We start from the raw sequence: 24,692 nt of genomic DNA, 5'->3' as shown, positions 1-24,692 counted from the left end.
AAGTGTGGTTGTAGGCTATCTTAAGTCATGCTTTGAGTAAGGTTTCTTACTTTTTTAGATTCATAATTCTCGGACACAAAACTCCAGTTTATATAATCCCAAAAAGTTTCCAAATATTTTGCTCTTAGATTTTTGTAATCTATGTAGTAGGCGTGCTCCCAAACATCTGCAGTCAGAATCGGGACTGGCCCATTATTTGTAAATGGAACTGCTGCATTGGAAGTAGAAACTAAAGAAAGTTTACCACTCGCATCTGTACAAAGCCAAATCCAACCAGAACCAAAAGTTTTTACTCCACCGTCAATGAACTTTGCCTTCAATTCATCAAGACTTGTAAAATCTCTTTTTATAGCCTCGTTTAAAGCAGTAGAAATACTTCCACCATATCCTTTCTTTGCGATATTGAACCAATAAAAAGTGTGATTCCAAATCTGGGCTGCGTTATTAAAAACTCCACCTGTGGAGTTTAACACTATCTCTTCAATAGACTTACCTTTTAATGATACGTCGGTTTCTACAAATTTATTCAAATTATCAATGTAGGCTTTGTGGTGTTTTTCGTAGTGAAAAGTAATTTGCTCTTCATTTAGAAAAGGCGACAACTCATTTTTTGCATAACTCAACTGGGGTAATTTAAACATACAATTCTCCTGATTCTCTATATAAATTAGACTGTTTAAAATCTACAAGGAATTAAAATCAATCTAATTTAAACTGTATCCACTTTTCACTTTTTTTAAAATTTCTATAATTTGTGAATGAATAATCCCGTTAGAACAAACTATATCGGATTGCCCTCGCAAAAATCTATCTCCTGTAAATCCTGTAATTTGCCCACCTGCCTCTTTTAAAATAACAGAAGCAGCAGAGCTATCCCAAACTTTTATACCCTTCTCCCAAAGCCCGTCCAAGACCCCTTCTGCAATCCAGCAAATATCCAAAACGAGTGAGCCTGTTCTACGAATACTTCTGCCGGAAGCTATAAATGCCGTTATTTCACTCATTAGTTCAGAAAGAATATCTTTTCTGTTAGTCGGAAAACTGGATACGATAAGTGAATGCTGAAGCTCTTCTGTTTTTGAAACTAAAATACGATTGTTGTTTTTAAAAGCTCCTTCTCCATATATTGCAGAATAGACTGTATGCAAAGCCGGAAGAAGTACAAATCCAGCAACTGGAGTTTCTCTGTGCTCGATTCCAATAGAAATAGAAAACAAAGGAATCCCTCTCACAAAATTCATCGAGCCGTCAATAGGGTCGATCACCCATAAAAAATTTCCCTTCCCTTCAGAAAACCCGGCTTCCTCACTCAATATGGAATCTTGTGGAAATTCTTTTTGAATCGTATCAATGATAACTTTTTCCATTCTATATTCAGCTTGTTTCATCCTCTCTTTTTCTTCATGATCAGAAACTAGACTTTGAATTTTTACATCTGATTGAATTTTCAAGGCCTCGCTCATAAAAAAATTTGTAAACTTAGAAATATATCTTAACCTATTATGAGTTTCATCTATAGGAAATTCCATTTGAGGGGAAATGATTGCCATTGTGTTTTATCCGATTTCAAAAGTCTTATCTGTATAATTTACAGGTCAAGAATTAAATAATACTTTTATCGAATTTTTAAAAACTCCATTACAATTAATTTTGAAAGTAATTTCGAGGCGGCTTCTTCAATATCCCATTTGCATGAATAAGGAAGACAGATACGATTGTAAAAGTAGAAATTACAAATAGTGCAATTATTTGGATTAATGGAAACTTTGATGTGATGTTTAAAATTTCTGAAGAAACAAAATACTCAATCCCACAAGCAAAGCATAGTGAAATTAAAAATGAAAATAATCCGAAAATAAACCCTTCAATTGCATAAACCGTTCGGAGAAATACATTCTTTCCTCCAAGAATTCTCAAAAGAGACGCTTCTTCGAGTCTATGAGATTTAGAAATATACAATGAAGACAAAAATAAAAGAAAAGAAGATAAAATAATAAAAACAGAAATCAAATAAATGATTCCTGATATTTTTGAAAGGAGATCAAGAATTCCTTTGGAAGATTTTTCTATATCTACAATTGTTGCAGAAGGAAATAGTGAAACCAATTTCTTTTGAAACTCATATCTCTTTACAGGGTCTTCGATTCTAAATGAGCTGAGATAATATTTTGGAGCGTTCTCCAAACTTTGAGGTGAAAATACTACCACAAAGTTTGGCTTCATATCCGACCAACTTACGGTTCTCAAGTTAGTAATTTTACCGCTTACTTCCACACCTTGAACATTAAACTGAAGAGTATCGTTTATCCCGACAGAGAGCACTTTTGCAAAATCTTTTTCAACAGAGATTTGGTTTTCAAAAGAATTCTTATCCCAAAATTTTCCCAACACAAGAGTTTCAGAATCATAAATTTTTTCCCTATAGGAAAGAAAATACTCTCTTGTTCTTGCGGTGCTTCTCCAATCTCTTCTTAGAGAATCTTTTTCAGTTTTTCTTTTTTCGATAGGTTTAAAATTTATACTTTTCAATCTTGCACCAATTACAGGAGCAATAATCTGACCATGAACGCCCCACTTTTCAGAAATCTTTTCAAACTCTATTCTTTCTTTTTCTTTAATATCCAATACAAATATATTGGCTTTTGAATTGCTCGATGAATCTCCCATAGATTGAAGACTCGACTGAAAAATAAGCGATAGAATCAGAATTGTAAGCGAAGAAGATATTCCTATGATAGATAGAATATAATCATTTTTAGGTCTAATAAATTTTTTTAACGAATACTCAAAAACATTTCCAATATTAAATTTAGCAATAACTGCAAAAATGATTTTTTTTAATATAACAAAAGCAATAAATTGCAAAAAGGGCAAAGCCATCAACACAGAGCTTAATAGAATTCCGTAGTAATAACTCCCTGTTTCAACTGACGCAAATAAAAAAAATGAAACATAAATTGCAGCCACCCCGAATAGATGAGGTTTTTTAAAAAAATTTGTTTTTATCTCCGAAAACTCTTCGTTTCCTTTTAAGGCATACATCGGAGAAACAGATTTTATTTTAATCATTGTTTCTAAGATCACAATAGCAGGTACCATACAACCGGCAAAAAATCCATACGCCACGGACCGAACAGGCAAAGCCGGTTTTATATTCACAAGAAATTCTACACCTGTGAGATTGGGCATAAAAAATTGAATGCAGTAGCCGGCTGCTATTCCAATCAGCGTACCAAAAAATGATAAAATCAATATCTCATAGGTAAATATTTTTCCGTAAAATCGAAAATTTCCCCCAAGACACTTTATAATTGCTATTTCGCCTAACTTCTCTTTTATATTGGCTCGTATAGATACAACCACACTTATCGCACCCAGAAAGAGAGCAGAGATTCCAAGTAGCGACATATAATCCAATGTAGAAGTAATAAACCTTCTTGCTCCAGATCCAATTTCTGTGCTATGGTATAAGGTCAAATCTTTCTGGATGAACTCTGAAAACATTTTGTCTTTATACTCTTTTGCAAATTCTTTTTTAGAAAATTTTAACAGAGTATTGTAACGAATCCTACTTCCTCTCATTTCAAGGCCTGTGTCTGAAAGTGAATCCAAGCGAATAATTGCAGATGGAGCCAGTGTCAAAAAATTTCCTGTAGAGCCGGGTTCTTTTTCTATAAAGCCGATTAGTGTAAATTGTTTTCTCCCTAATAAAAGGCTCGACCCGATTTTTGCTCCTATGTTGTTGGCAAGTTCAGGCGATAAGAGAATTTCGTCTATTTTCATATTTGGAAAAATTTCTTTAGGGTTTGTCTCTAATTTTCCCCTCAGTGGGTAGTTTAATTGAACTGCTTTGATATTGGAAAGAGTGGTCTCTTGATTTTTCGGATTATAAACCATTGAATTAAAATTTACAAATTCAGAGGTCTCGGTATTTTTTGGCAAAATCGAAGTGATAAAATTTTTTCTTTGCTCTGAATTTTTCTCGTTCGATTCTATAAGCAAATCTCCCCCCATCAATTGCTCGGATTCATGCAAAATCGCAAGACTCAAAGTATTTCTATATGAATTGATTCCAACTATCGCACTAACTCCCATCGCAACAGAAAAAACAACTTGCAATGAATAGTTTTTCTTTGAAAAAATCTCATTGAACAAAAATCGAATAACAAAAGAAGAATTCATTTTTATTTTTTGATTTTTGATTTGTCTTTTTTTGTTTTCATAATTCCATCCTTCATAAGAAAAATCTTATCTGCAAATTTTGCAACTTTTGAGTCGTGAGTCACAAGAAGTAAAGTAGAATGAAATTTTTTATTCAAGTCCAAAAGTAGCTTTAAAATATTTTCTCCATTTTTAGAATCTAAATTCCCTGTAGGCTCATCGGCAAAAAGCAAAACAGGGTCATTAATAAAAGATCTGGCAATAGCAACCCTTTGCTCCTCCCCACCTGAAAGTTGAGACGGAAAATGATTCGCTCGATTTCTCAAGCCCACTTGGTCTAATAGAGTCATCGCTTTTTTTTGAATCTCTTCTTTATTCAGTGTTGAAGAAATTATTAAAGGCAAACTCACATTATCTAAGGCGGTTAGAGTTTTGATTAACTGAAAATTTTGAAATATAAAACCAATTTTTTCGGATCGAATCTTACAAAGTGAATCCTCCGAAAGAGATGTAAGATCATCTCCATCAAAAATAATATTTCCTGAGTCGGGGCGATCTAATCCGGCACAAATTCCGAGCAATGTGGACTTACCTGATCCACTCGGTCCCATGATTGCGGCAATTTCCCCTTTTTTCAAAGAGAAAGAAACCTTTTTTAAAACTTCTATTTTAGAGTCTTGTAATCTATAAAATTTATTTATGTTCTTCACTTGAAACATGATGTATTATTATGACCGAAAATAAATTGAGAAAGTTCTACTTTGTAAAAATTTATCTCAGAGATGTATTTTTAGAAAGTTTATTTATTCCACCCAAAAATAGTGTAGCTAAAAATTCCGCGAGTTTCTCTACGTTCAAATTAGAGCTTCGAGAAAGTTTCGCAAGCATTTCAAATCCAGCTCCAGCCATTGAAAGAGACACAAGCTCCACATCAACCGGGGGAATTAATTTCTTCTTTACTGCCCATTTTAACGAAGATTCCAATTCATATAACAAACCTCTCAACTGATTTCCTTCTAAAACTGAAGTCCGAAACATGACTTGATTTCTTTCTACAACTTTTAACAAATAGGGATCTTTTGTAAATACTTCTAAGTACGCTTTGTATGCTTCCTTGATAAAAGAGTGGGCCGTTTTAGATCTCTTTTTAACCTCTCCAGTTTTTACTCTAACCTCGTGCATTAGATTTTCTGTAAGTAATTTGAAAATAGTTTCTTTGTCTTTAAAGTTATTGTAAAAAGTACCGGGAGACAAACCACTTTCTCTTACAATATCGCGTATCGTACAATTTTCAAATCCGATTTCGGAAAAAACTTTTTTTGCTGATTGTAAAATCAATTCTCGATTAATGAGTTTTTTACTTTTTGTCGATAAGCGATTTTTTTTATACGGCATTAATACAAAACAAAGATAATTCCGATCCTTCCTTGTCCTCTTCGATATAAGAAAAAATAATTCCTTCACGAATTGGTACAATTTTTCTAAATTGTTTTGGTTCTTCTGTAGTTGAAATTTGTTTATGAATTTCGATCGAATAGTTTTCCATTTTCTTATGAAGTAAATACGAATAATCCATCTGACTTTGAGACACTAAAAAGCCCTCCAAAAAAATTTCTTTCCAACATCACTCCGAAAAGCTAAATAGCAAATTATAGTTTTTTATTCATTTTCAAACCCCTAAGAAATCAGTCAAAAATAAAATAGAGATTTCGCACAAAATTCGTTCATTTTTTTATAGGATTTTTACGATCTTCATTCAGGAGTTGACTGTTTGGCTTTTTGTAGAAGCAGATTTTTAATCGAGCCTGCATAAAAAAGAGCAATAACCCCATTGACAAAATTCTCCCCTTTTTTAGTGGAACGTAACCATCCATTCGTTTCGTACATCAAGCCTCTATGCTTTACAAATTCGACTTCATTTTTAAAATAAGAGTCAAAAGGAAAGCCAAATTTTTTAATAAAAGAGTCTAAATGAATTCCTCCAAAATAAAAACTAACAGAAACAAATTTTCCTATCCTCTGTGATACAGGCAGGTGATACAAATCTTGAATAGGGAATTTATCAGAGTCAATGGCAGACTTGTATGGGGCAGTCTGTTTTGAAGATGCCCCACAATTATAAGAAACCGAAGAGTCCAAAGAAGACTGTGCGCCAAGCCCAAACCCCAGATAAGGTACCCCACGGACAACTCTATTCGTTAAATATTCACTTGTCCCCTCTTCATTAAAATCTTTTGTATATGTATTTTTTCCATAAGGAGAATAGTAACCATTCGACTCCAAAATTTTTCGTGCAAGAGAAGAATGTCGCATAACGTCTATCAGCCTCACCCTATCTGCTTGCTTAAATATCTTAGTCAATTTATATCTCATTCTATACAACGTGATATAGTCCGGGTTTAGAGAAATAGTTTTAAGGAGTGTTTCGTGCCAGCTATTTACGGACTGGTCTGCAAAGCCATACATCAAATCAATATTCAATTTTTTAAATCCTGCGTTTCGTATATTTTCTGTTGCACGAAAAAATACATCCTCTCCGTTCTCTTCCCTATTGAATTTTTTTAATAGAAGAGAATCGGTGATCTGAATTCCCATACTAATCCTTTCGATTCCTATGTCTTGGTAGAACTTTAGTTTTTCCGGTGAATGGGATGCGATTTTTGGTGTAGTCTCAATACTAATTTTAGTATTTTGAGAATTCGGAAAAATGTTACGAATTTTTTGCAAAATTTTTTCCATTAATTTGTTATTTAATATCGAGGGAGTTCCACCTCCAATATCAATCCCTGAAATATTCTTACTAGACCAATCTGTAATTCTATCATAAAGGTCTATCTCTTTTAACAAATAGTCAACATAAGACTCTGTGAGGCTATTTTCTTTTTCTTTAACTATGGCGTATTCACAATAAAAGCATTTTTTTTCACAAAAAGGAATATGGACATAGAGTGAAATTTCTTCTATACGATTCAATGCAGACTGGATATAAGAAGCATAAGTTTCCTTTGATACTCTGTATTCTCTCCAAGTTACGTTATGCGAAATAGGATAGGCAGTATTCGATATATGATGATTTTTAAGACCGGCTAAAAAAACATGATAAGGATCAAAAATAAGCCGATCTTCCTCTGTTGGTTCATTGCGTATTTGCAGTTCTATCAAAGAGATAAATTATAGGCTCTAAGCCCACCGGAAAGATTCACCACATCTCTATACCCGCTCTGAACTAATACTCTATAACCCAAATACCCTCTTCTGCCGGTTTCTGATACAGTAACAATAGGCTTATTTTTTGGAATATCTGTGATCCGTCCCCTCAACTCTTCTAAAGGAATTTTTGTTGAGTTTGGAATTGATGAGGAAGCAAATGCATTCTTCTTACTCAAATCTACTATAAAATATTTCGATAGATTTTTCGCAAGTGATGCAGAGCCAATCGTCTTAACTAAATTCTTCTTCTCGTATAGCGCAACTGTTCCTGCTACATTAATTGGGTCTCTAGCCGGGCTAAAGGGAGGTGCATACCCCAAGTCAATCGTAGAAAGTTTTTGAATTGTTGTTCTATTGGAAATTGCCATAACGATTGTGTCCAATCTCTTATCCACTCCACTTTCTCCGACGATTTCAGCTCCAATCACAACCCCTGACTTTTTCTCCCATACAATTTGTACAAATATATCCTTCGCACCAGAAATAAAATTTTCAATCGGTGGAGCAAATACGATAGTGGAGGCTATTTTTTGATTTGGAGTGTAAATCACACCGGCTCTACCATATACTAAATTACCAATTCTAAGCAGGAGAGAATTAGTTACCGGATTCATTACAAACTTTCCTCCAACAACATTCGCACCTACAATTTGAGCCAATTTATCTGAAATACTCGCTTGAGGCATCCATTCCTTTTTTCTATATACGACATGCGATACCGCACAACACGCTCCACATCCATAAACCCCAGGCAAGTTAGTCTTTCCCGAAGAATTTAAAATCAAAGCCCCTTCTTTTGTGACCTTTGCGCCTACAGAAGAAAGTAGTTTAGTATTTGGTTTTACACCCATCGCAGAAATGACAAAATCGACAGAAATAGAATCTCCGCTTTTTAATTTTATAGATACAATTTTTTCGTTTTCAATATAAAATCCTGTAATCTCGGCAGATTTATAGATTTTACATTTTGATTTAATTTCATTTTCAATCATCTTTGATGCGATCTGACTTGCCGAAGGAAAAACATTATTTCTTTTTTCAATCAAGGAAATCTCAAGTCCTGCCCGAATAAGTCCATCGGTTGCTTCCAACCCAAAAGATCCAGCTCCAATAATAGCGACTTTTTTCTTATTTTCTAAAATATACTTTTGAATAGTTTGTAAGTCAGAGGCAGTTCTAAATGAAATAAAATTCATAGGTTTAGAAATCAATTTATCCGGCACAGAAGACTCAGCACCTAACGCATAAATCAATGAATCATAGCCGAGCGTTCCTTCGTATTTCCCTCTTAAAATAATTTCCTTTTTTTTAGGGTCGATCTTTACAACTTCTGTTTCTGTTTTTATTTCAATATTATAGGCAGTACGAAAAAAATCAGCTCTCTCGGATTGAAAGTCCTCAATCGAGTTTACCTCTCCACTAAAAAAATAAGAAATCCCACTCTGAAAAAAATCAATCTTATTTGTTTTCTCTACAATTATGATTCGAGACTTCTCATCAAATTCTCTTACTTTGGCAGCTGCAGTAGGTCCCGAAGACGATCCACCTAATATTACAATAGTTTGTTGACTCATATAAAATTTCCTTTAACTCATTATTTTAAATTTTCTCAAAATTGATAAAACTTCTTAACAACAAAAAAAACTAATTCTTTACTTGCCTACATGTATCCGTAAAACTAGTATTTATACAGATTGTAAAACAAAATATCTTTCCGCACAAACACTATTCAAGAAATTTTTGCAATTTTCTCATTTCCCGCCTTAAAAAAATCACTCGTCTTCACTGCTTTTGACAATTCTTTTTCATACAGGAATTGATTTTAATAGACGAATATAGTATTATGAGAAAAGCCTTTATCCTATTTTTATGTACAATCTTCCCAATCTTTTCTATTTCTAAAAAAGATTACACTATCTACGCTTTTTGGGATAAAGCAACTCAAGTCTCCACAAAAATGAAAGTCATCGGAGAAACGGTAAGCATAGAAAAAGCTGCCGTTTTTGAAACTAAGGCAGACAGCTCTTTGAATGTAGATACAAGGCCGGATGTAGTTACAGTCAATGTACACTCAAATCCAGGAATCAGAATCGGTCAAACATTGTATCTGATTGAAAAAGATTCAGATCACAATGCGATCAAAGACGGAAATATTGTTGGTCAAATAGAAGTGAAATCTATTTTTAAGACAACTTTTTTTGGTCTGCAATTAAGAGGAGAAGGATACCTAAGATTGATCGAAGGAAGGTTGGTATTTGTTGCCATGCCTGTTGAATCAGGAAATCAAGAACTTGCAATTTTAAAGAAAAAAGAAGGGGACTATTTTGTTGCGATAGGCGACAAAGCCAATGCAATCAAAACATACAAAAAAGCAATTTCTATAGATCCGATTTATCCTGAAGCACATTTCGCATTAGGGAAACTTCATTTACAAGGAGGAGAAGGATATATTTCAGCAGGATTTGAATTTTCCTTAGCTTACAAGAACATAGATAAATTTAGAGACAATCACGAGAAGTTTCTATTTCTTTCACAATACATGAGCTACCTTTTATACAAATTCAAAACTGAAAAAGGTTTATATTTGAAAGATATAGAGCTTTGTTATAATTTAGAAAAACTGGCTAATGAAATCTTGCCGAATGACTTTGATATTTTATTAAATAGCGCAGAGACAAATTTCCTGCACTATAGATTTTTAGAGTCAGGACAAAAAAATCCTGAAACAATATCCGTTATTATGGAAAAAATGCAAAGAACAGAAGACCTTCTCGAAAAAGCAAAAAAACTTCGATACCAAAATTCTAACCTTCAAAGACTACTTGTTCTTGCCTATTACGAAAAATTAAAATATTTGAAAGGGAAAGTTATCCTTACTTACGATATGAAAAAAGATAGTGATACTCTAAAACAAAATATTGCAAATCATGGAAATGACTACCTTACATTTCTATCTAAGAAAAAAAATGCAGACAAAGAAGTTTTATCTGCAATAGAACTATCAAAATCATTCTGATAAGATTCCGCGTTTTTTCTCATATAGATAATTTTCTAAATTTTTCAGATCGTCGGGATTTGAAGAAAAAAAATTCACTCCAAGATGAAATACGTTATCTCCCTTTGTCAAATACCTTACGATTTCTCCATTTATATTCAGAGTCAATTCTCCAATAGGAATAAACATTTTTATCTTATTATGCTTGCGTAAATACCTAAATAGAGTTTCATCTTCAATTTCAAAAAGAAGTCCTCCTATACTAATATCAACAATTTTTGTACTTGTGTTTAGTTTGTTAAATCGTTCTTCCTTAATTGCAATTTTTGTAAAAGCGTAACTAATCAATTCAGATAGTTCATGGAAATAGAGTGCTTGTTGCTCGGTGATCGTATATTTATCCATAGCCGTTGTAAAAACTTTTAAATACCCGGTCAACTCTTCAAATAAATAAATCGGAGAGACAATATAGGACACTAAAAATTCTCTACTTTCTTTTTTAACTAATTCTTGGAAAAATACTCCCGCATTTTCTTCTCCTATCTCTTCTAAGAGACTTAAGTATTCGGAGTGATAGTTTGTTAATAGAGGATTATTCATTTTGTTAATATAGCTGTCTATCGACCAGCAATCGTGAACATAAACCGATTTTTTAGAATCCAATAGTATTTTTTTGATAAGAGGGTTTTCTTTTTTATCTTTGAAAAATAGAATTTCGTATTCTGAAGAAACTTTATGAATATAGTCAACCATCATTAAATTAATCAATCGAAGGTTGGGAGAATCTTCTTTCACTTCTCTCATAAGATGGGGAAATTTGCTTTCGGCAGAAATAGCCTCTCCCGCATCTCTCATCCCGCCTCGAAGCGATCTGAATAAAATAATAAAGTTCATAAACAAATCATCACACGAAACTCTTTTATTTTTTCTTTGCTGTGCAGATTGCAATTCGGTAGGAATAGTGATAGACACAATTTCGTTTTTAATGTCATTTATCATTACTTCAAAGTTGTACAATACATTAAACACTTCAAATCGAATTCTTGCTCTACGAGTTTTACCTTCTTCAAATCCAAGAACATTCAATGCGACTGAGGTGTTGTGAATTTCTTCTACTATGGCAGCGAGAAATTTTTCTTCATACTCAAAGCTAAACTCCACCATTTCATTTTTTAGATAATAAAAGAGGTGCTTGATCAAATTTATGTCTGATCCGATTATAGTCTCACCGTAGATCCCTTCCATGAGGGTGATGAGTTCCTGCATCGAATCTGTTCTTCCAATCGCCATACTTTAATTATCGACTTTGTAACATTTCAAAAAAAGTTTTCAATTAATTTTAGGTGTTGCTATTTAAAAAAATAGAAATATTTTCCCTCCACTTCTCAAATTGTATTCTGGAAATAGGGCTTTTTTTTTGCAATCGCGTAAATTTTTCTAAGTCCATTTCTATAATTTCTAATTCAGTGGAGTCTTCCCAGATTGGGCTTGGTTGAAATTTTGGCTCTCTTGACTCCATTCTAATTCTATTTAGTTTTTTTTTATTCCAAGGACAAACTTCCTGACAAATATCGCACCCGAATATCCAATTTTTTCTATTCTTGTTATTTGAAGAAATATCCCCGATTTTCCTGTCTTCAATCGTCTGGTAGGAAATACATTTACTCGCATCAATTTTGTATTCTTCAAATAGAGCACCTGTAGGACAAGCGTCCAGACATAACCTACATTTACCACATCTATCTGGAATTTCTTCTGCGTTATACGAAATCTCAAGGTTAGTTAAAATTATTGCTAAGAAAAAATACGATCCAATTTCCGGGTTAATGATAATCGTATTTTTCCCTCTCCAACCAATCCCTGATTTTTTTGCTAAAACTTTTTCTGCAATTGGAAGAGAGTCAACCCCCATTCTAAATTTATTGTTCGGATAATTTATTTTTAAAAATTCTAATATAGGATTTGCTTTTTTCTTTAAGACTCCGTGGTAGTCTTCGCCTACCGCATACCTCGAAATTTTCAGTTTATAATTTTGAAAAACTTTTTCATAGCTTTCTGTAAAATACGTACACCCAAGTACAATTGCAGATTTTGGAGTAAAGCCCAAATTCTCAAAATTGTTACGGATATGGGTATTTCTTATAAACCATTCCATACCACCATAAAATTTTTTATTGACCCATTCTTGAATATTTCTTTTATCGACTTCGGGGATTTCTGCCTTTGTTATTCCGACAAGCTCAAACCCACAAGACCTTGCTATTTCTTTTATTGGATCAAATTCTAATTCATGCTTTTTCATTGGATTTATTTTTTTTAAATCTGAGAGCAGCCTCTTGTAATAAAGAGGGCTTCGTTTTTGTGTAAAATATCGTCTATTTTCTTAAAAGCCTCTTCAAACATGAAACTCCTCATTTTTTTCTATGGTATTAGCAGTGAATTTTATTGAAAGTGTTAAAATGCAAACCTGAATTCAATTTTAAAAGAAGGATAAAATTTTGCTTTACATAATTTTGGTTATTACAGAAATTAATATAATTAGTGCATGTCCCCCCATCACGCTAAATACTTAACTGCGTTTTTCTAGTTTCATAGAATCGTATTCACTTCAATGCAAAATACTTACGCGACATTTATGACGCTACTGCAAAAACCCCTTTCAGGGCTTTTTACAACTAAAAAAAGCAAGCACTGCGATGAAAAAGATTAATGAAGCCTTAGAAAATTATCAATGACATTTTTACAAAAAAAAATTTGGAAATTTCAACCACTTCAAAAAAATTTTTTATTTGTCTATTTTTTTCTTTGATTTCGTTTTTTTAAGGATTGGTTCTACCTTAAGATTATCAGACTCTTCCATATCAATAGAGTTATTCACCTTTATAAACTTTTCATTTGAATTAGAAGTTCGTGTCATCCTGAGTAAATAGTACATTGCAATAGGAAGCATAAGAGAGAGAATGGCGACAGAAATCAACACCCCACCGATTACTACAGTTGCGAGAGGTTTTTGGACTTCTGCACCTGCGTTAGTCGAAATCGCCATTGGGATAAATCCGATTGCAGCAATGATAGAAGTAGTAGCAATTGACCTAAGTGAAACTTCTCCGGCTCTTTCAATCGCTTCTTCTATCGGTAAATTTTTCATTAAAAAATCTTTTATATTAGAAGCATACACAACTCCGTTTAAAACAGAAATTCCACTCACTGCAATAAACCCGACACCGGCGGGAATACTAAAAGGAAGACCTCTTACTACAAGACTCAAAATTCCTCCCGACAAAGCGAGGGGGACTACGAGAAAAACTCCAATCGCATAATATATACTTCCAAACATTGCAATTAGCATCCCGAAAATAATCGCAAGAGCAATAGGTACTACCATCAGAAGTCGATTTTTTGCTCTTTTAAAATTTTCAAATTGTCCTCCCCAATCCACTTCATAACCCTTAGGCAAAGAATCCGATATGGATTTTGTCTTGGACTCAGCTTCACTAATGTAACTGATTAGATCTCTGCCTCTGATATTCACTTCTACAAAAATTCTTCTCTTTAAACCCTCTCTGGAAATCGCTGCAGGCCCCTCTACTTTTTCAATATCTGCAACTAACCCAAGAGGAACGGTAGCACCACTCGATGTCATGACAGGAATATTTTCTACTGAATCCAAATTAGAAACATCTATATCAAGTCTTACAACCAAATCAAATCTCTTGAGTCCTTCAAAAACCTTCCCTGCACCTCTTCCTACTCTTAGGGTCTCCACTGTATTTAATATTTCTGAAGCTACAACTCCATAGCGTGCCATTTTTTCTCTGTTCGCTCTAATTTCAAGAATTGGCAAACCCAAAACTCTCTGCACTCGAAGGTCTCCCGTACCAGAAATATCCTTCAATATTGTTGCATAACTCTCACCTAAATTTTTTAGTGTTTGTAAATCATCTCCATAAATTTTAATTACAAGATCAGCCTTAGAGCCTGCAATCAAAGCATTCACTCTATTTTCAATAGGTTGAGACATGCTTATATAACTGGAAGGAACTTCGGAAAGAATTTTTTCTTTCATAATAGACATCAACTCTTCCCTATCATTTGCGTTTTTCCACTCACTTCTATTTTTTAACTTTACCATGATTTCGCCTTCATCCGTACCGACCGGCTCTGCTGCCGACTCTCCCCTACCAATTCGAGAAACAACACCTAAAACTTCAGGAAAAGAAGAAATCACCTTTTCTATTTCCATGTTCAAATCTCTTGAATAGTTTAATGAAGTAGAAGGAAGTCGCCTAACGTCTATTGCAATTTCACCTTCATCAATTCTAGGTAAAAATTCTGCTCCTATCCCATATCCGATAGCAAATGAAAAAGAAATAAATAAAATATAAAACTGGATCACGAACTTTTTATTTTTCATTCCCCATTTCAGAAAAATTTTATACTTCTCGCTCAGCCTGTCCCAATATACACTTTGGTGAAACACAGGCTTTTGAAATAAAAACGAAAGTGCTGCAGGGAAAGTAGTAAGAGAAAACAATAGTGCAGATGCCAAGGCAAGTGCAACCGTGATCGCCATCGGACGAAACATTCTACCCTCTACCCCTTGCAGTGCCATTAAAGGTAAATAAACCAACATGATGATTGCAACAGAAAATGTAGCTGCACGAGCCACTCTGATACAACCAGATAAAATTATATCTTGACTCAGTTCTTTTTTTTCTTCCTCGTTTAATCTTTCATACAGTGCTTTCTTTGTATAAAACCCTGCTAATACAGATTCTAGCAATACAATTGGGCCATCTACTAAAAGTCCGAAATCAATCGCACCAAGACTCATTAAATTTCCAACTACATCGAGCTGCTTCATAAAGATTACAGTAACCAGCATGGAAATTGGAATCGCCGCCGCAACAAGCGCACTTCCTTTAATAGAGCCGAGTGTAATTATTAGTGCTATGAATACGAGTAACGCACCTTCACCGAGGTTTATAAAAACAGTTTTCAATGCCCTATTGATAAATTCAGACCTATCATAAAAAGGCTCTATCTTCATTCCTTCCGGAAGTTTTTCTTTTAGTTCTTCAATAGTTTTCTTCACAGTCTTCACTACATCTCTGGAATTTTCACCAATTAGCATCATCACCGTCCCGCCTACCACCTCTCCCTTCCCTGCCTTGGTAATCACCCCAAACCGAATCGCCGGACCTACTTTGATCTGAGCGACCTGACCGAGTAAAAGTGGAATTCCGTCCTTTTCTGTTTTCAATGCAGTCTTACTTAACTCGTCTTCATTTTTAAATTGCCCCTCTCCTCGAATTACCATCTGCTCGTTATCTTTCATAATGTACCCGCCTCCAACATTTGCATTGGATTCTTTTAAGCGGTTTAATATCTTTGATAGAGTGAGATTGTGAGAGGCAAGTCTTCTGGGGTCTATGATCACCTGATACTGTTTCGCCTCTCCTCCAATAGTATTGATGTCTATTACGCCCGGAAGAGAACGGATTTTTTTTGCAAGTTCCCAATCCATATACGTCCTCAAATCCATAGGGCTATGCCTGTCCGAGGTCAAAATAAATTCATAAATATCTCCAAGCCCTGTTGCTACAGGAGACAAAACCGGCTTACCGTATCCATCCGGAATTTCTGTTTCAGCAATCTTAATCCTCTCTGCAACGAGTTGTCTTGCAAACCATATATTTACGTGGTCTTTAAAAATTACCGTTACGCTACTCACCCCTGTCCTCGAAATAGATCGAATTTCTGTAATATCTGGAATTCCCATGAGTGCAATCTCAATAGGATAGGTAATAAATTGCTCTACCTCAGTCGGGCTCAAGCCCGGAGACTGTGTGACCGCAGAGACTTGTATGTTAGTTACATCGGGGACTGCGTCTACAGAAAGTTGAGTAGTGTAATACAATCCAATGGCAGAAACAACCCCGGTTATAATTAACACCATCACTCTTTTTTGGATGGAAAATTCTATAATTTTTTCTATCATTATTTCAGGTATTCACTTTTTAAAAGAAATGAGCCTTCGTTTACAATATTTGCATCCACTGATACTCCGGATTTAATCTCTACATCTCCGTCAATGAAGTCACCCGCCACGACTTCCCTTGCTTCAAAAGAGCCATCCATATTAGCAATAAATAGTATTGGTTTATTTTCTATTTTATGAAGAGCAGATGCGGGAACGACTAAAATCTTCCTCGACTTACTTTCTGAAATTAGCCCTTGCACTTTTGCACTTACAGATTGACCGGGTCTCAAACGATTTTCTTTGTTACTGACCTCGAGCCGAATTTCAGCGGTCTTCTTTGCAGAATCTATAACATCTCCAACATAAGCAACTCTTGCTTTAAACTCTTCGTCTCTATTCCCGAGCGCATGTACAAATGCCTCTGCACCTATTCTTACTGAATGCAAATCCTTTTCATAAACATCTAAAAGTATCCAGAGTTTGGTTAGATTTGCTACTGTGAATAAATTTTCTTTAATAGAAACAGACTGACCCAAAATCGCTTTCCTATCTGTTACAGTTCCTTTAATAGGGCTTCTTAGCATCAGATTCCTAGAGAAAAATTTTCCGGCTTCAAGTTCTTGAATTTCTTTTTTAGACAGACCAAAAGTTTCTAAAGCCAATTGATTGGTGTCCAATTCAGTTTTGACTGTTTTGTATTCCATCATAGCAAGCTCATATTCTTTTGCAGAAATAATTTTCTTCTCGAATAATTCTTTGGCTCTTTCTGCCTGTAGCTTAACTGCATCTAACCTTGCTTTAGCTTTTAGAAAATTGGCTTCTACACGACTAAGCTCCACCGATGAAATACTTGCAAGAGAGCTACCCTTAGTAACATAGTCACCTTCTTTTACATAAACCTCGTCAACCCTACCTGAAACCCTTGACCCTACCTTTGCCATATTCTCTAAGTCATAAGAGACTACCCCCGGAAGAATAATTTCTTCATAGATTCCTCTTTCTTTAATTCTAACATAACTCAGTGGGAATTTTTTTAATACATCTTGAGGCAAAATTATTTTTTGAGAGGACTCAGTATTTAGAGATAAGTCTAATTTTTTTTTCCCTTTAAATTTAGCATAAAGAAAATACATTGCTCCAACAGATAGAAAAAAAATTAAAATACCCTTCCAGTGAAAAATTTTTTTTAGATTCAATTTTTTCCCTCGTAACCTAATAGATGATTTCCTAATTTACCGATAGAAGCTCTAAATTTCTCGATAGAAAGATAATACAAATAAATTAGCTCAAAATTATTTTTTAAAACATTTAGGAAATTTCTTTCTGCTTCTAAAAATGTTACTAAATTCGATGCACCTCGTATATATGCAAGTCTGGACTTTTCTTGTATGTCTTTATTTTTTTCGATTAAATGAATCTTTCTATATTGAAGTAAAAGCTCTTCCCTTGATCTTAATTCTCTTTTTGCCGCTCTGACCTCAGCTACAATTTCTCGCCTCTTTGCCTCTACCTCAAGAGAAGTTTTTTTATACAACTCTTCAGCTTTTAAAATCTCTCCTTGTCCTCTGTCGAAAATTCTAAGCGGTATAGTCGCAAATACTCCAAGGAAACTCTCAGGCCCCTTCTGCCTCACCTCTCCACCAATATTTAAGTACGACTTACTTTCTCTTTTTTTCAACTCTATGTTTAAATTATTTTGAATTAGTTTCGATTTTAGTGCAACAAGATCAGGTCTGTCTTCTATGTTGTAATCATTCATGTTCAAGCCCAATTCATTGGTAGAGTAAAAAGACAGACTCCCTTTCAACTTTAGTACTTTTCCTGTAGGATAAGTTCCGATTAAAACTCTAAGAGTCTTGGCTATTTGTGCTCGTAAAATTTCTGCATCTCTGTAATCCTTTTCGATTCTTACTCTTTCTAAAACAAGCCTGTCGTATTCTAAAGGAGAAATATCTCCTTTCTCGGAACGAAATTTATTCAACTCCAAAAGATCGTTATAGTTTTCGTAAAACTCTTTCTGAAAGTTTACAAGCTCGGTGACATACAAATACGACCAATAGTTTTGCCTTAACCTCAAACGAAACAATCTATCAAAATCTGAAAACTGTGCAATTTGACTTTGAAAATTCTGCCTTGAAACTTTTGTTCTTTGAGAAGTGATTCCGTTTATATCCAAATCCTGTAAAAAACCAAACGTAGTTTCATTAGGTCCACCTGTTTGGGTGTAGCCAAAAATATTCGGCGAGTTAGAATTCCCCGTACTTATAAACTGCTCTTGAAAAGTCAACATAGGATTTCTATACAAACTTGCAGTGATCAAGTCACCTCTTGCAGAATTGATATTTTGTTTTTCGGCAAGATACAAAGGATTGTTGGATACAGAATACTCTTCCAACTCTTCCAAATTCCATTTAGAAATGTAAGACTCAATATCGGGAAGGTTAAGATTTTCTGATTCCGTTTCTAAATCTTCAGAATCTTCAGATTTTGTAGAATAGATTTCTGAAACTGAAATCAAAAAGAAAATTCCGAAACAAAAAAATATTTGGATTAGTTTTAACTTATTTTTTAAAATCAAATTCACTAACAAAACTTCTACCGATTCTTGACAAATTTTTCAGTATAGTCATCCATAGAGGTTACTATAACTTCTTTTGCTTCTCTTTGTTCATAAATTTCTGCTATCTCGACTATAGGCTCTTTTTTTTCGTCTTCAGGGCTCAATTTATAAGTTAAAAAATAGTGCTTTAATTTATCTACCAAAGCCTTAGGACAATCAGAAATATTTTTCATACTCCCAAAAATATCATCGTCTTTTAAAACAGCGATAATCTTATCGTCTGCTTCTTTTTTATCAATCATCCTAAATCCACCAATAGGAATCACGGATAGAATTATATTCCCTTGAGTAATAGGTGAAGAAGTCAAAACGCAAATATCAAGGGGATCCCCGTCTCCCCGAATACCTTTTTTCCCGGTTCTCGACATACAAAGATTTGCAATTTTATCTCCACAATAAGTCTGAGGTATAAAACCATAAAGACAGGGAGTTCTATTGGAATACTTTTGAGGTCTGTCAAGACGAATATAACCCGAAGCCTTATCTATCTCGTACTTCACAGTATCCGCGGGAGTAATCTCTATAAACACATCAAGTATATCGGGCGAGCCTTTCCCGAAAGAAAGACCGTGCCAAGGATGTAGTACATATTCTATTCTATTCATTAAAATTCTTTTAATTAGACTTTTCAGAAAGAATAAATATTGGTACAATAATTGCAATACATTTTATATTTGCAATTCTTATTAAAAGTTTAGCATGGATATAAAGATATGAATACTCCTTTAAATAATAATATCAAAAATAGAGAAATTGTAATTCATTCTACTCCAAAAGGTTTGGGGTATTTACTAACTTTTATAATTCCATTCAATGCTATAGGGATTATTTATGACGCTACTGCAAAAACCCCTTTCAGGGCTTTTTACAACGCTAGAAAATGGCGCTTTTATTGGCTTTTTGAACAATTGCTTTTTCAAAAAACGACTTTTTGCAGGTATGCCATTTATGACGCTACTGCAAAAACCCTTTCAGGGCTTTTACAACATGTTAGAAAATGGCGCTTTTATTGGCTTTTTGAACAATTGCTTTTTCAAAAAACGACTTTTTGCAGGTATGCCATTTATGACGCTACTGCAAAAACCCCTTTCAGGGCTTTTTACAACGCTAGAAAATGGCGCTTTTATTGGCTTTTTGAACAATTGCTTTTTCAAAAAACGACTTTTTGCAGGTATGCCATTTATAGGATATCCTCGATTTTATTTTCGCAAGATTGGAACATAATTGAAGCGACCGCGGAAACATCCAAAGAAGGCACTGTCAAAGATATATTTTTTGTTCAAAATATAAATGAACAGACTATGGATGCAGAATCAATAGAGAGAATACGCTTAAATTTGCAAAAATTATTTACGGAAAATGAAATTTCTGAATTCAGAAAAACTAAACCAAGAAATTCTCAACATTCTTTGAAATATTTCTTTAAACTTTCTAAAATCAAATCCAAATCCTTTCTTGAATTTGAGGCAATGTGTAAACCAAGTAAATTTGCGATGTTCCCATCTATATTTTGAAATGGGGTAACCGCAAGAATAAAAGATTGAAAATCTTTCTCCAATTTTGAAAACAAAGAAAGCAAAACTTTTTCTGAGATACTTTTGTCCACTATACGAAAAAAATGAAGACCAAAAACTTTATATCCCGACGGATATTTTTGAATAAGATCGTATAAGACTCTCCCCATTGAATACCTGAAATTGATTTCACTCACCAACTGAAAATCTCTTTCACCGTCTCTGATAAATTCAAACCCATCGGCAGATAAAGAGCCTTCGTATTTTACAGGAAGGGTATTTACAAAATCTTGAACAGTTTCGCACAACGCATTAAAAAAAGAATATTCTTTCTCTAATTCAATTATTGAACCAATGTAAGCCCTTGTTTTTGAAATGATCATTTCCGTTATCGCAAGATTTTTAACCATTCCATGACTGCAAGAAAATATACCGCTAAAATCTCGGATTCTATTTTCTGCCAACTCTTCTAAAACGTATTTTTTCTCATCACTGTTTGAAAATATTTTTTCCAAAGACTTTACATCATTTTTATTTCTTAGGATTTTTGTGTCTTTTCCTGAAAAATTAAACTCTGGTTTTAAAATATAAGTCGCACTTCTATCAGCTAAAATTTTTTGAATACTTTGAAAATCTTTCACGATGAATATTTCAAGAGGAGAAATCTCTAAACGAATCTTAATATTTCCTTGAAAGATTTTAGAATTGATTTGTTTCGAGTCGCCAATTTTTATCGGATTGTACAAAATTTCAGAATTTACAAAATCAGAAGTCTTGCCCCATTCGATGAATTCTAACTTTTCATCCGAAAATTTTCGGCAAAACTCCTCTGCAAACTCAATACCCTTCTCATTCCAATACTCAAACATTTTCGGGTTCAGGCAATTTGTGGTTAGAACAAAATCATTTTTATCTGCTACCAAAAAAAAGAGCTTCTCTAATAAAGAATTTCTTTGTATTGTATTCTTATTCAATACAACTGGTTCAGGATAAAATTTCAGTTCTTCTTCAAAGTACGAATTGAGTCTGAAGATTTTTCTCATTCAATATTCCCGTAGCGAGTGCTTGGGGTTTTCTTTTTGAAAATTCATCTGAATACTTTCCAAGGTTCTCAATAAAAATCTCATCCAATCCGACTTGTCTTCTTGAATCCGGAAAATAGCAATAGCCTTTTGCTCTTCGGGGAGTAAATTTTTCATCCAAAAGTGAGGTATAAGTATCCCAATCGTTTTCGGAAAATTTTTCTGAATTCCTAAGAATGTACAACCCTCTTTTTACATGGCTCACCTCGTCTCTATAAATCTTTTCCATAATATCTGCACAAAGCCTATCATCAAAATGCAAAAAAATATTTTTATAAAGTATTGCAAAATCTAAATTAGCTCCTTCAAAACTAATCGCAACTATCGCTGCAAATTTTTCTACAGAATCAATTTTGGGAGCTTGCTTCCAAAAAACAGAATTCAGTGGCCTATCTCCAAAATCCATTCCCATTTCTCTCATTCTGTTTAAGTACAATGTAAAGTGCAATTGCTCGTCTTTGAGACTTCTAAACAAACTCTTTCGCACCTTTTTTGGAGCGTCTTGAAATTTTAATAATGCCAAAGCAAAAAGCTCTATCGCCATAAGCTCGTGGTTAGCAAAATGATGAAAAGAAATCGCTCTATTTTCGACACTATTCAAATGCTCCAAACGTGGAATTTTTGTTTTCACTTCGGAAAAGGATATTTTTTTTTAGATCGTGCCGGCTTTTCAGGTAATTGAATACTTGTCTATTTCGTCAAATATCAAAGAGGAGGTGAAATTAATTTTTCTTCTAATTTTTCGGAAAAAAGAATATGCTTGCAAAAATCGTTAATAGTTTTCATTTGAGCTTACTGAAAAATTATTTTGACTTATTTTCAAGAAGAAAATTCATTTTTCAATCTTTCGAAAATTTATACTAAAATTTATTGCTTTTATCTCATTTAAGGGAACTAAAATGGAATGTTCACTTTGTGGAGGAAAAAAAGTTCCCCACGGACAAACAATTCGGGGAAGATTCAATTGCGAAACCTGCGGGAAAGAATGGATTTTAGAAAAACGCCAATCTCCCAGATTTGCAAGACTCGATCAATACACAGGTAGCTCGGATTTAATCTTTGAATTTATTACTCTTTTCAATTCTGCCCTCGATTTGGATGACCTTCTTACGAAAGTTACATCGGCTATCAGTACAAAGCTGAATAAAGAAAACCTTGGGATACTATTTTTAGACGAAGATACCGGAGTTTTAAAAATGGCAAAATATCTCCACAGGAGCCGAGAAAATTTTCCTTTTTTAGACTCCTTTGAAATAAAATACAATCTCAAAATTGGTGGAGAAGTTGTAGAAAGCCTCATGGGAAATAAAGTTATCTTCTACGATTTGCTCAATACAAAAAATAAACTTCTACGATTCTATCAAAAAAAAACACAAATCCATGCACAACTTCTAATTCCAATCATTTATAAACACACTCCACTTGGAGTCATTATGATTGACTACATGGATTACGAAGATAGCGAAGTAGAAAGAGATAAAAAAGTAATCGAGCTAATCGCCGGACAATTTGCTACCTCGCTTAGAAATACCCTTCTTTACGAAAAAACAAAAAAGCAATCTAGAAATTTTCAGAACTTACACACAGCTGCTCTAACTTTAAGTAGGTTGTATTTTGATAATCGTAACGAAATGATAAAAATGATTCTTCTCACAATTTCCGGCTTTGCGGACACAAGCGTAAACGCTTTAATCGAGTTCGATAAACTCACTCTATCTACTAACGTTTATAAATTACTTAGAACCAAAGATACCATTGATCTGACAGTCGAAAAATCAGAAATAGAGGACAAGGAAGGGTACGATGAAATTTTAGAATTCAGAGAACCGAATATTCTTGAACCGGATAAATTCAAAGTATTGACAAAATTAGGATTTTCCGGAATGGAAATCTTGATCCTGCCCCTGTTTCGAGGTGATGGAAATGAATATGTTTTTGCAATTGGCAGGTCTTCAAAAAAAAGATTCAATAGAGACGATGTAGAAGTTCTTACCGCCTATTCTGCCCAAGCCCAAATCACAATCGAAAATGCTATGCTTTACCAAAAAATGACAAGGCAAGAAAGGGTTGAAAAAGAAATTGAGATCGCAAGAGAAATCCAATTTGCCCTTCTCCCAAAATCAATGCCGGTTCATCCTCGCTACGAGTTTGGAGGGCTAATGATCCCTGCACGGGGAATAGGAGGAGACTACTTTGATATAATAGTTTCTCCAAATGACAACGACACTCTTTTGTGCATAGGTGATGTTTCCGGGAAAGGAATTCCGGCAGGCCTTGTAATGGCAACTGTCAGAACAATTATTCATTCATTGGTAAGAAAAAAGTTTTCTACCTGGGACATAGCCTCCGATGTAAACACATATATCTACCACAATTATAAAAATTCTGCAATCCCACGATTTATGTCGATTACAGTTATCAGATGGGACAGTCAGTCAGACACCTTTCATTTCAGTGGAGCAGGACACGGAGATATTTTGGTTTACAGAGAAAAATCAAAAAAGATTGAGTCCATCCCTACAAATGGGATTATACTCGGAATTCAACCGGATATTTCCAAGTTTTTCAATACTGGAGTTATCGAAATGAATGAAGGGGACGTTATGCTCACTTTCACTGATGGAGTTACCGAAGCAACCAACACAGAAGGACTTCAATTTGAAGAAGCTAATCTGATTCAATCATTTTTAAGGAATGTATCTTTGGACCCTCAAGAAATGCTTGCGAATATCTACAAGGATATAAAAGTATTTACGAGTGGTGCAGAACAGAACGACGACATTACACTTCTCACTTTAAAACGCAAACAATGAAAAATTTTTTTTTAGAAAGAACTATAAAAATTTTTGAAGCCGGGTTTATCAACCTATCTTCTTACCACAACTTAATGCAGAACCAAAAAGCAGTCCTCGCATATTCCGGTGGGAAGGACTCTAGTTTTCTATTAAATTTTTATTATTATTTATTTGAAAAAAAAAGAATCCCTGAGCCGATAATTTTTCACTTAAACCATCAAATCAGAAATAACCAAGAAGAGGAAGGTCATCTTAAATATTATTTAATCGAAAGATTTCCTTTAATGATATATTGTAAAAAAAAAACATTCCTTATCTTTCCAAACGACTAA

At 34.1% G+C, this 24,692-nt stretch carries 20 protein-coding genes; 4 read left to right on the top strand and 16 right to left on the bottom strand.

Annotated elements, in window-relative coordinates; genetic code table 11:
- Positions 1–20: 20 nt before the first annotated feature.
- The 8 genes from HS129_14410 to HS129_14375 form a co-directional block, all read right to left on the bottom strand.
- Positions 21–641 carry a superoxide dismutase gene (locus tag HS129_14410; GenBank protein MBE7413229.1) on the bottom strand — a complete coding sequence of 207 codons (621 nt, stop codon included), beginning with the start codon at positions 639–641 and terminating at the stop codon, positions 21–23.
- A 63-nt stretch (positions 642–704) separates the two neighbouring features.
- The gene (locus HS129_14405) at positions 705–1,550 is read right to left on the bottom strand and encodes an inositol monophosphatase (protein MBE7413228.1); all 846 of its coding nucleotides are present in this window, start codon (positions 1,548–1,550) and stop codon (positions 705–707) included.
- A gap of 94 nt (positions 1,551–1,644) precedes the next feature.
- Positions 1,645–4,182, bottom strand: coding sequence for an ABC transporter permease (locus tag HS129_14400; GenBank protein ID MBE7413227.1), 2,538 nt, complete (start codon positions 4,180–4,182; stop codon positions 1,645–1,647).
- A 2-nt stretch (positions 4,183–4,184) separates the two neighbouring features.
- On the bottom strand, positions 4,185–4,880 hold the full coding sequence (locus tag HS129_14395; GenBank protein ID MBE7413226.1) for an ABC transporter ATP-binding protein: 696 nt from the start codon (positions 4,878–4,880) through the stop codon (positions 4,185–4,187).
- Between the two features lie 52 nt (positions 4,881–4,932).
- Complete coding sequence (locus HS129_14390; GenBank protein ID MBE7413225.1) at positions 4,933–5,499, bottom strand: TetR/AcrR family transcriptional regulator; 567 nt, start codon at positions 5,497–5,499, stop codon at positions 4,933–4,935.
- 46 nt (positions 5,500–5,545) lie between these two features.
- Positions 5,546–5,767 (bottom strand): hypothetical protein, encoded by a 222-nt coding sequence (locus tag HS129_14385; GenBank protein MBE7413224.1) that lies wholly within the window; start codon positions 5,765–5,767, stop codon positions 5,546–5,548.
- Between the two features lie 146 nt (positions 5,768–5,913).
- Positions 5,914–7,323: a radical SAM protein gene (locus tag HS129_14380; GenBank protein ID MBE7413223.1), complete on the bottom strand. Its 1,410-nt coding sequence runs from the start codon at positions 7,321–7,323 to the stop codon at positions 5,914–5,916.
- Positions 7,320–8,945 (bottom strand): FAD-dependent oxidoreductase, encoded by a 1,626-nt coding sequence (locus HS129_14375; protein ID MBE7413222.1) that lies wholly within the window; start codon positions 8,943–8,945, stop codon positions 7,320–7,322. The genes HS129_14380 and HS129_14375 overlap by 4 nt, the downstream gene beginning before the upstream one ends.
- A 269-nt stretch (positions 8,946–9,214) precedes the next feature.
- On the opposite strand from HS129_14375, the gene HS129_14370 reads away from it, so the two are divergent.
- Positions 9,215–10,387, top strand: a complete 1,173-nt coding sequence (locus HS129_14370) for a tetratricopeptide repeat protein (GenBank protein ID MBE7413221.1) — start codon at positions 9,215–9,217, stop codon at positions 10,385–10,387.
- On the opposite strand, the gene HS129_14365 is transcribed toward HS129_14370, so the two are convergent.
- The 6 genes from HS129_14365 to HS129_14340 form a co-directional block, all read right to left on the bottom strand.
- Positions 10,379–11,656, bottom strand: a complete 1,278-nt coding sequence (locus HS129_14365) for a DUF1577 domain-containing protein (GenBank protein MBE7413220.1) — start codon at positions 11,654–11,656, stop codon at positions 10,379–10,381. The two genes, HS129_14370 and HS129_14365, sit on opposite strands and share 9 nt — an antisense overlap.
- Before the next feature lie 49 nt (positions 11,657–11,705).
- Positions 11,706–12,668 carry a tRNA epoxyqueuosine(34) reductase QueG gene (gene queG, locus HS129_14360; GenBank protein MBE7413219.1) on the bottom strand — a complete coding sequence of 321 codons (963 nt, stop codon included), beginning with the start codon at positions 12,666–12,668 and terminating at the stop codon, positions 11,706–11,708.
- Between the two features lie 483 nt (positions 12,669–13,151).
- Positions 13,152–16,367 carry an efflux RND transporter permease subunit gene (locus tag HS129_14355; GenBank protein MBE7413218.1) on the bottom strand — a complete coding sequence of 1,072 codons (3,216 nt, stop codon included), beginning with the start codon at positions 16,365–16,367 and terminating at the stop codon, positions 13,152–13,154.
- Positions 16,367–17,482 (bottom strand): efflux RND transporter periplasmic adaptor subunit, encoded by a 1,116-nt coding sequence (locus HS129_14350; GenBank protein ID MBE7413217.1) that lies wholly within the window; start codon positions 17,480–17,482, stop codon positions 16,367–16,369. Before HS129_14350 ends, HS129_14355 begins: the two co-directional genes overlap by 1 nt.
- Before the next feature lie 59 nt (positions 17,483–17,541).
- A complete protein-coding gene (locus HS129_14345) occupies positions 17,542–18,900 on the bottom strand; it encodes a TolC family protein (GenBank protein ID MBE7413216.1) in 1,359 nt (452 codons plus the stop codon).
- Between the two features lie 44 nt (positions 18,901–18,944).
- Positions 18,945–19,574 (bottom strand): inorganic pyrophosphatase, encoded by a 630-nt coding sequence (locus HS129_14340; protein ID MBE7413215.1) that lies wholly within the window; start codon positions 19,572–19,574, stop codon positions 18,945–18,947.
- A gap of 226 nt (positions 19,575–19,800) precedes the next feature.
- Between HS129_14340 and HS129_14335 the strand changes: the two genes are divergently transcribed.
- Complete coding sequence (locus HS129_14335; GenBank protein ID MBE7413214.1) at positions 19,801–20,193, top strand: hypothetical protein; 393 nt, start codon at positions 19,801–19,803, stop codon at positions 20,191–20,193.
- Between the two features lie 175 nt (positions 20,194–20,368).
- Here HS129_14335 and HS129_14330 read toward each other — a convergent pair whose 3' ends face one another.
- Together HS129_14330 and HS129_14325 are read right to left on the bottom strand one after the other, a co-directional pair.
- On the bottom strand, positions 20,369–21,526 hold the full coding sequence (locus tag HS129_14330; protein MBE7413213.1) for a hypothetical protein: 1,158 nt from the start codon (positions 21,524–21,526) through the stop codon (positions 20,369–20,371).
- Positions 21,492–22,196, bottom strand: a complete 705-nt coding sequence (locus tag HS129_14325; GenBank protein ID MBE7413212.1) for a DUF455 family protein — start codon at positions 22,194–22,196, stop codon at positions 21,492–21,494. Before HS129_14325 ends, HS129_14330 begins: the two co-directional genes overlap by 35 nt.
- A gap of 268 nt (positions 22,197–22,464) precedes the next feature.
- Here HS129_14325 and HS129_14320 point away from each other — a divergent pair, with 268 nt between their 5' ends.
- Together HS129_14320 and HS129_14315 are read left to right on the top strand one after the other, a co-directional pair.
- A complete protein-coding gene (locus HS129_14320; GenBank protein MBE7413211.1) occupies positions 22,465–24,378 on the top strand; it encodes a SpoIIE family protein phosphatase in 1,914 nt (637 codons plus the stop codon).
- Positions 24,375–24,692 (top strand): PP-loop domain protein, encoded by a 318-nt coding sequence (locus HS129_14315; GenBank protein MBE7413210.1) that lies wholly within the window; start codon positions 24,375–24,377, stop codon positions 24,690–24,692. The genes HS129_14320 and HS129_14315 overlap by 4 nt, the downstream gene beginning before the upstream one ends.

The organism is Leptospiraceae bacterium (genome assembly GCA_015075105.1).
Taxonomy (GTDB): Bacteria; Spirochaetota; Leptospiria; order Leptospirales; family Leptospiraceae; genus JABWCC01.
Note: the sequence above shows the minus strand (reverse complement) of the source record. Positions and strands in the feature narration are given on the sequence as shown.

Excerpts from the sequence above, each read along its gene's own strand:
- HS129_14410 (MBE7413229.1), bottom strand. The coding sequence starts at position 641 with ATGTTTAAATTACCCCAGTTGAGTTATGCAAAAAATGAGTTGTCGCCT.
- HS129_14405 (MBE7413228.1), bottom strand. The coding sequence starts at position 1,550 with ATGGCAATCATTTCCCCTCAAATGGAATTTCCTATAGATGAAACTCAT.
- HS129_14400 (MBE7413227.1), bottom strand. The coding sequence starts at position 4,182 with ATGAATTCTTCTTTTGTTATTCGATTTTTGTTCAATGAGATTTTTTCA.
- HS129_14395 (MBE7413226.1), bottom strand. The coding sequence starts at position 4,880 with ATGTTTCAAGTGAAGAACATAAATAAATTTTATAGATTACAAGACTCT.
- HS129_14375 (MBE7413222.1), bottom strand. The coding sequence starts at position 8,945 with ATGAGTCAACAAACTATTGTAATATTAGGTGGATCGTCTTCGGGACCT.
- HS129_14370 (MBE7413221.1), top strand. The coding sequence starts at position 9,215 with ATGAGAAAAGCCTTTATCCTATTTTTATGTACAATCTTCCCAATCTTT.
- HS129_14365 (MBE7413220.1), bottom strand. The coding sequence starts at position 11,656 with ATGGCGATTGGAAGAACAGATTCGATGCAGGAACTCATCACCCTCATG.
- queG (MBE7413219.1), bottom strand. The coding sequence starts at position 12,668 with ATGAAAAAGCATGAATTAGAATTTGATCCAATAAAAGAAATAGCAAGG.
- HS129_14355 (MBE7413218.1), bottom strand. The coding sequence starts at position 16,367 with ATGATAGAAAAAATTATAGAATTTTCCATCCAAAAAAGAGTGATGGTG.
- HS129_14350 (MBE7413217.1), bottom strand. The coding sequence starts at position 17,482 with ATGTATTTTCTTTATGCTAAATTTAAAGGGAAAAAAAAATTAGACTTA.
- HS129_14340 (MBE7413215.1), bottom strand. The coding sequence starts at position 19,574 with ATGAATAGAATAGAATATGTACTACATCCTTGGCACGGTCTTTCTTTC.
- HS129_14335 (MBE7413214.1), top strand. The coding sequence starts at position 19,801 with ATGACGCTACTGCAAAAACCCCTTTCAGGGCTTTTTACAACGCTAGAA.
- HS129_14330 (MBE7413213.1), bottom strand. The coding sequence starts at position 21,526 with ATGAGAAAAATCTTCAGACTCAATTCGTACTTTGAAGAAGAACTGAAA.
- HS129_14320 (MBE7413211.1), top strand. The coding sequence starts at position 22,465 with ATGGAATGTTCACTTTGTGGAGGAAAAAAAGTTCCCCACGGACAAACA.
- HS129_14315 (MBE7413210.1), top strand. The coding sequence starts at position 24,375 with ATGAAAAATTTTTTTTTAGAAAGAACTATAAAAATTTTTGAAGCCGGG.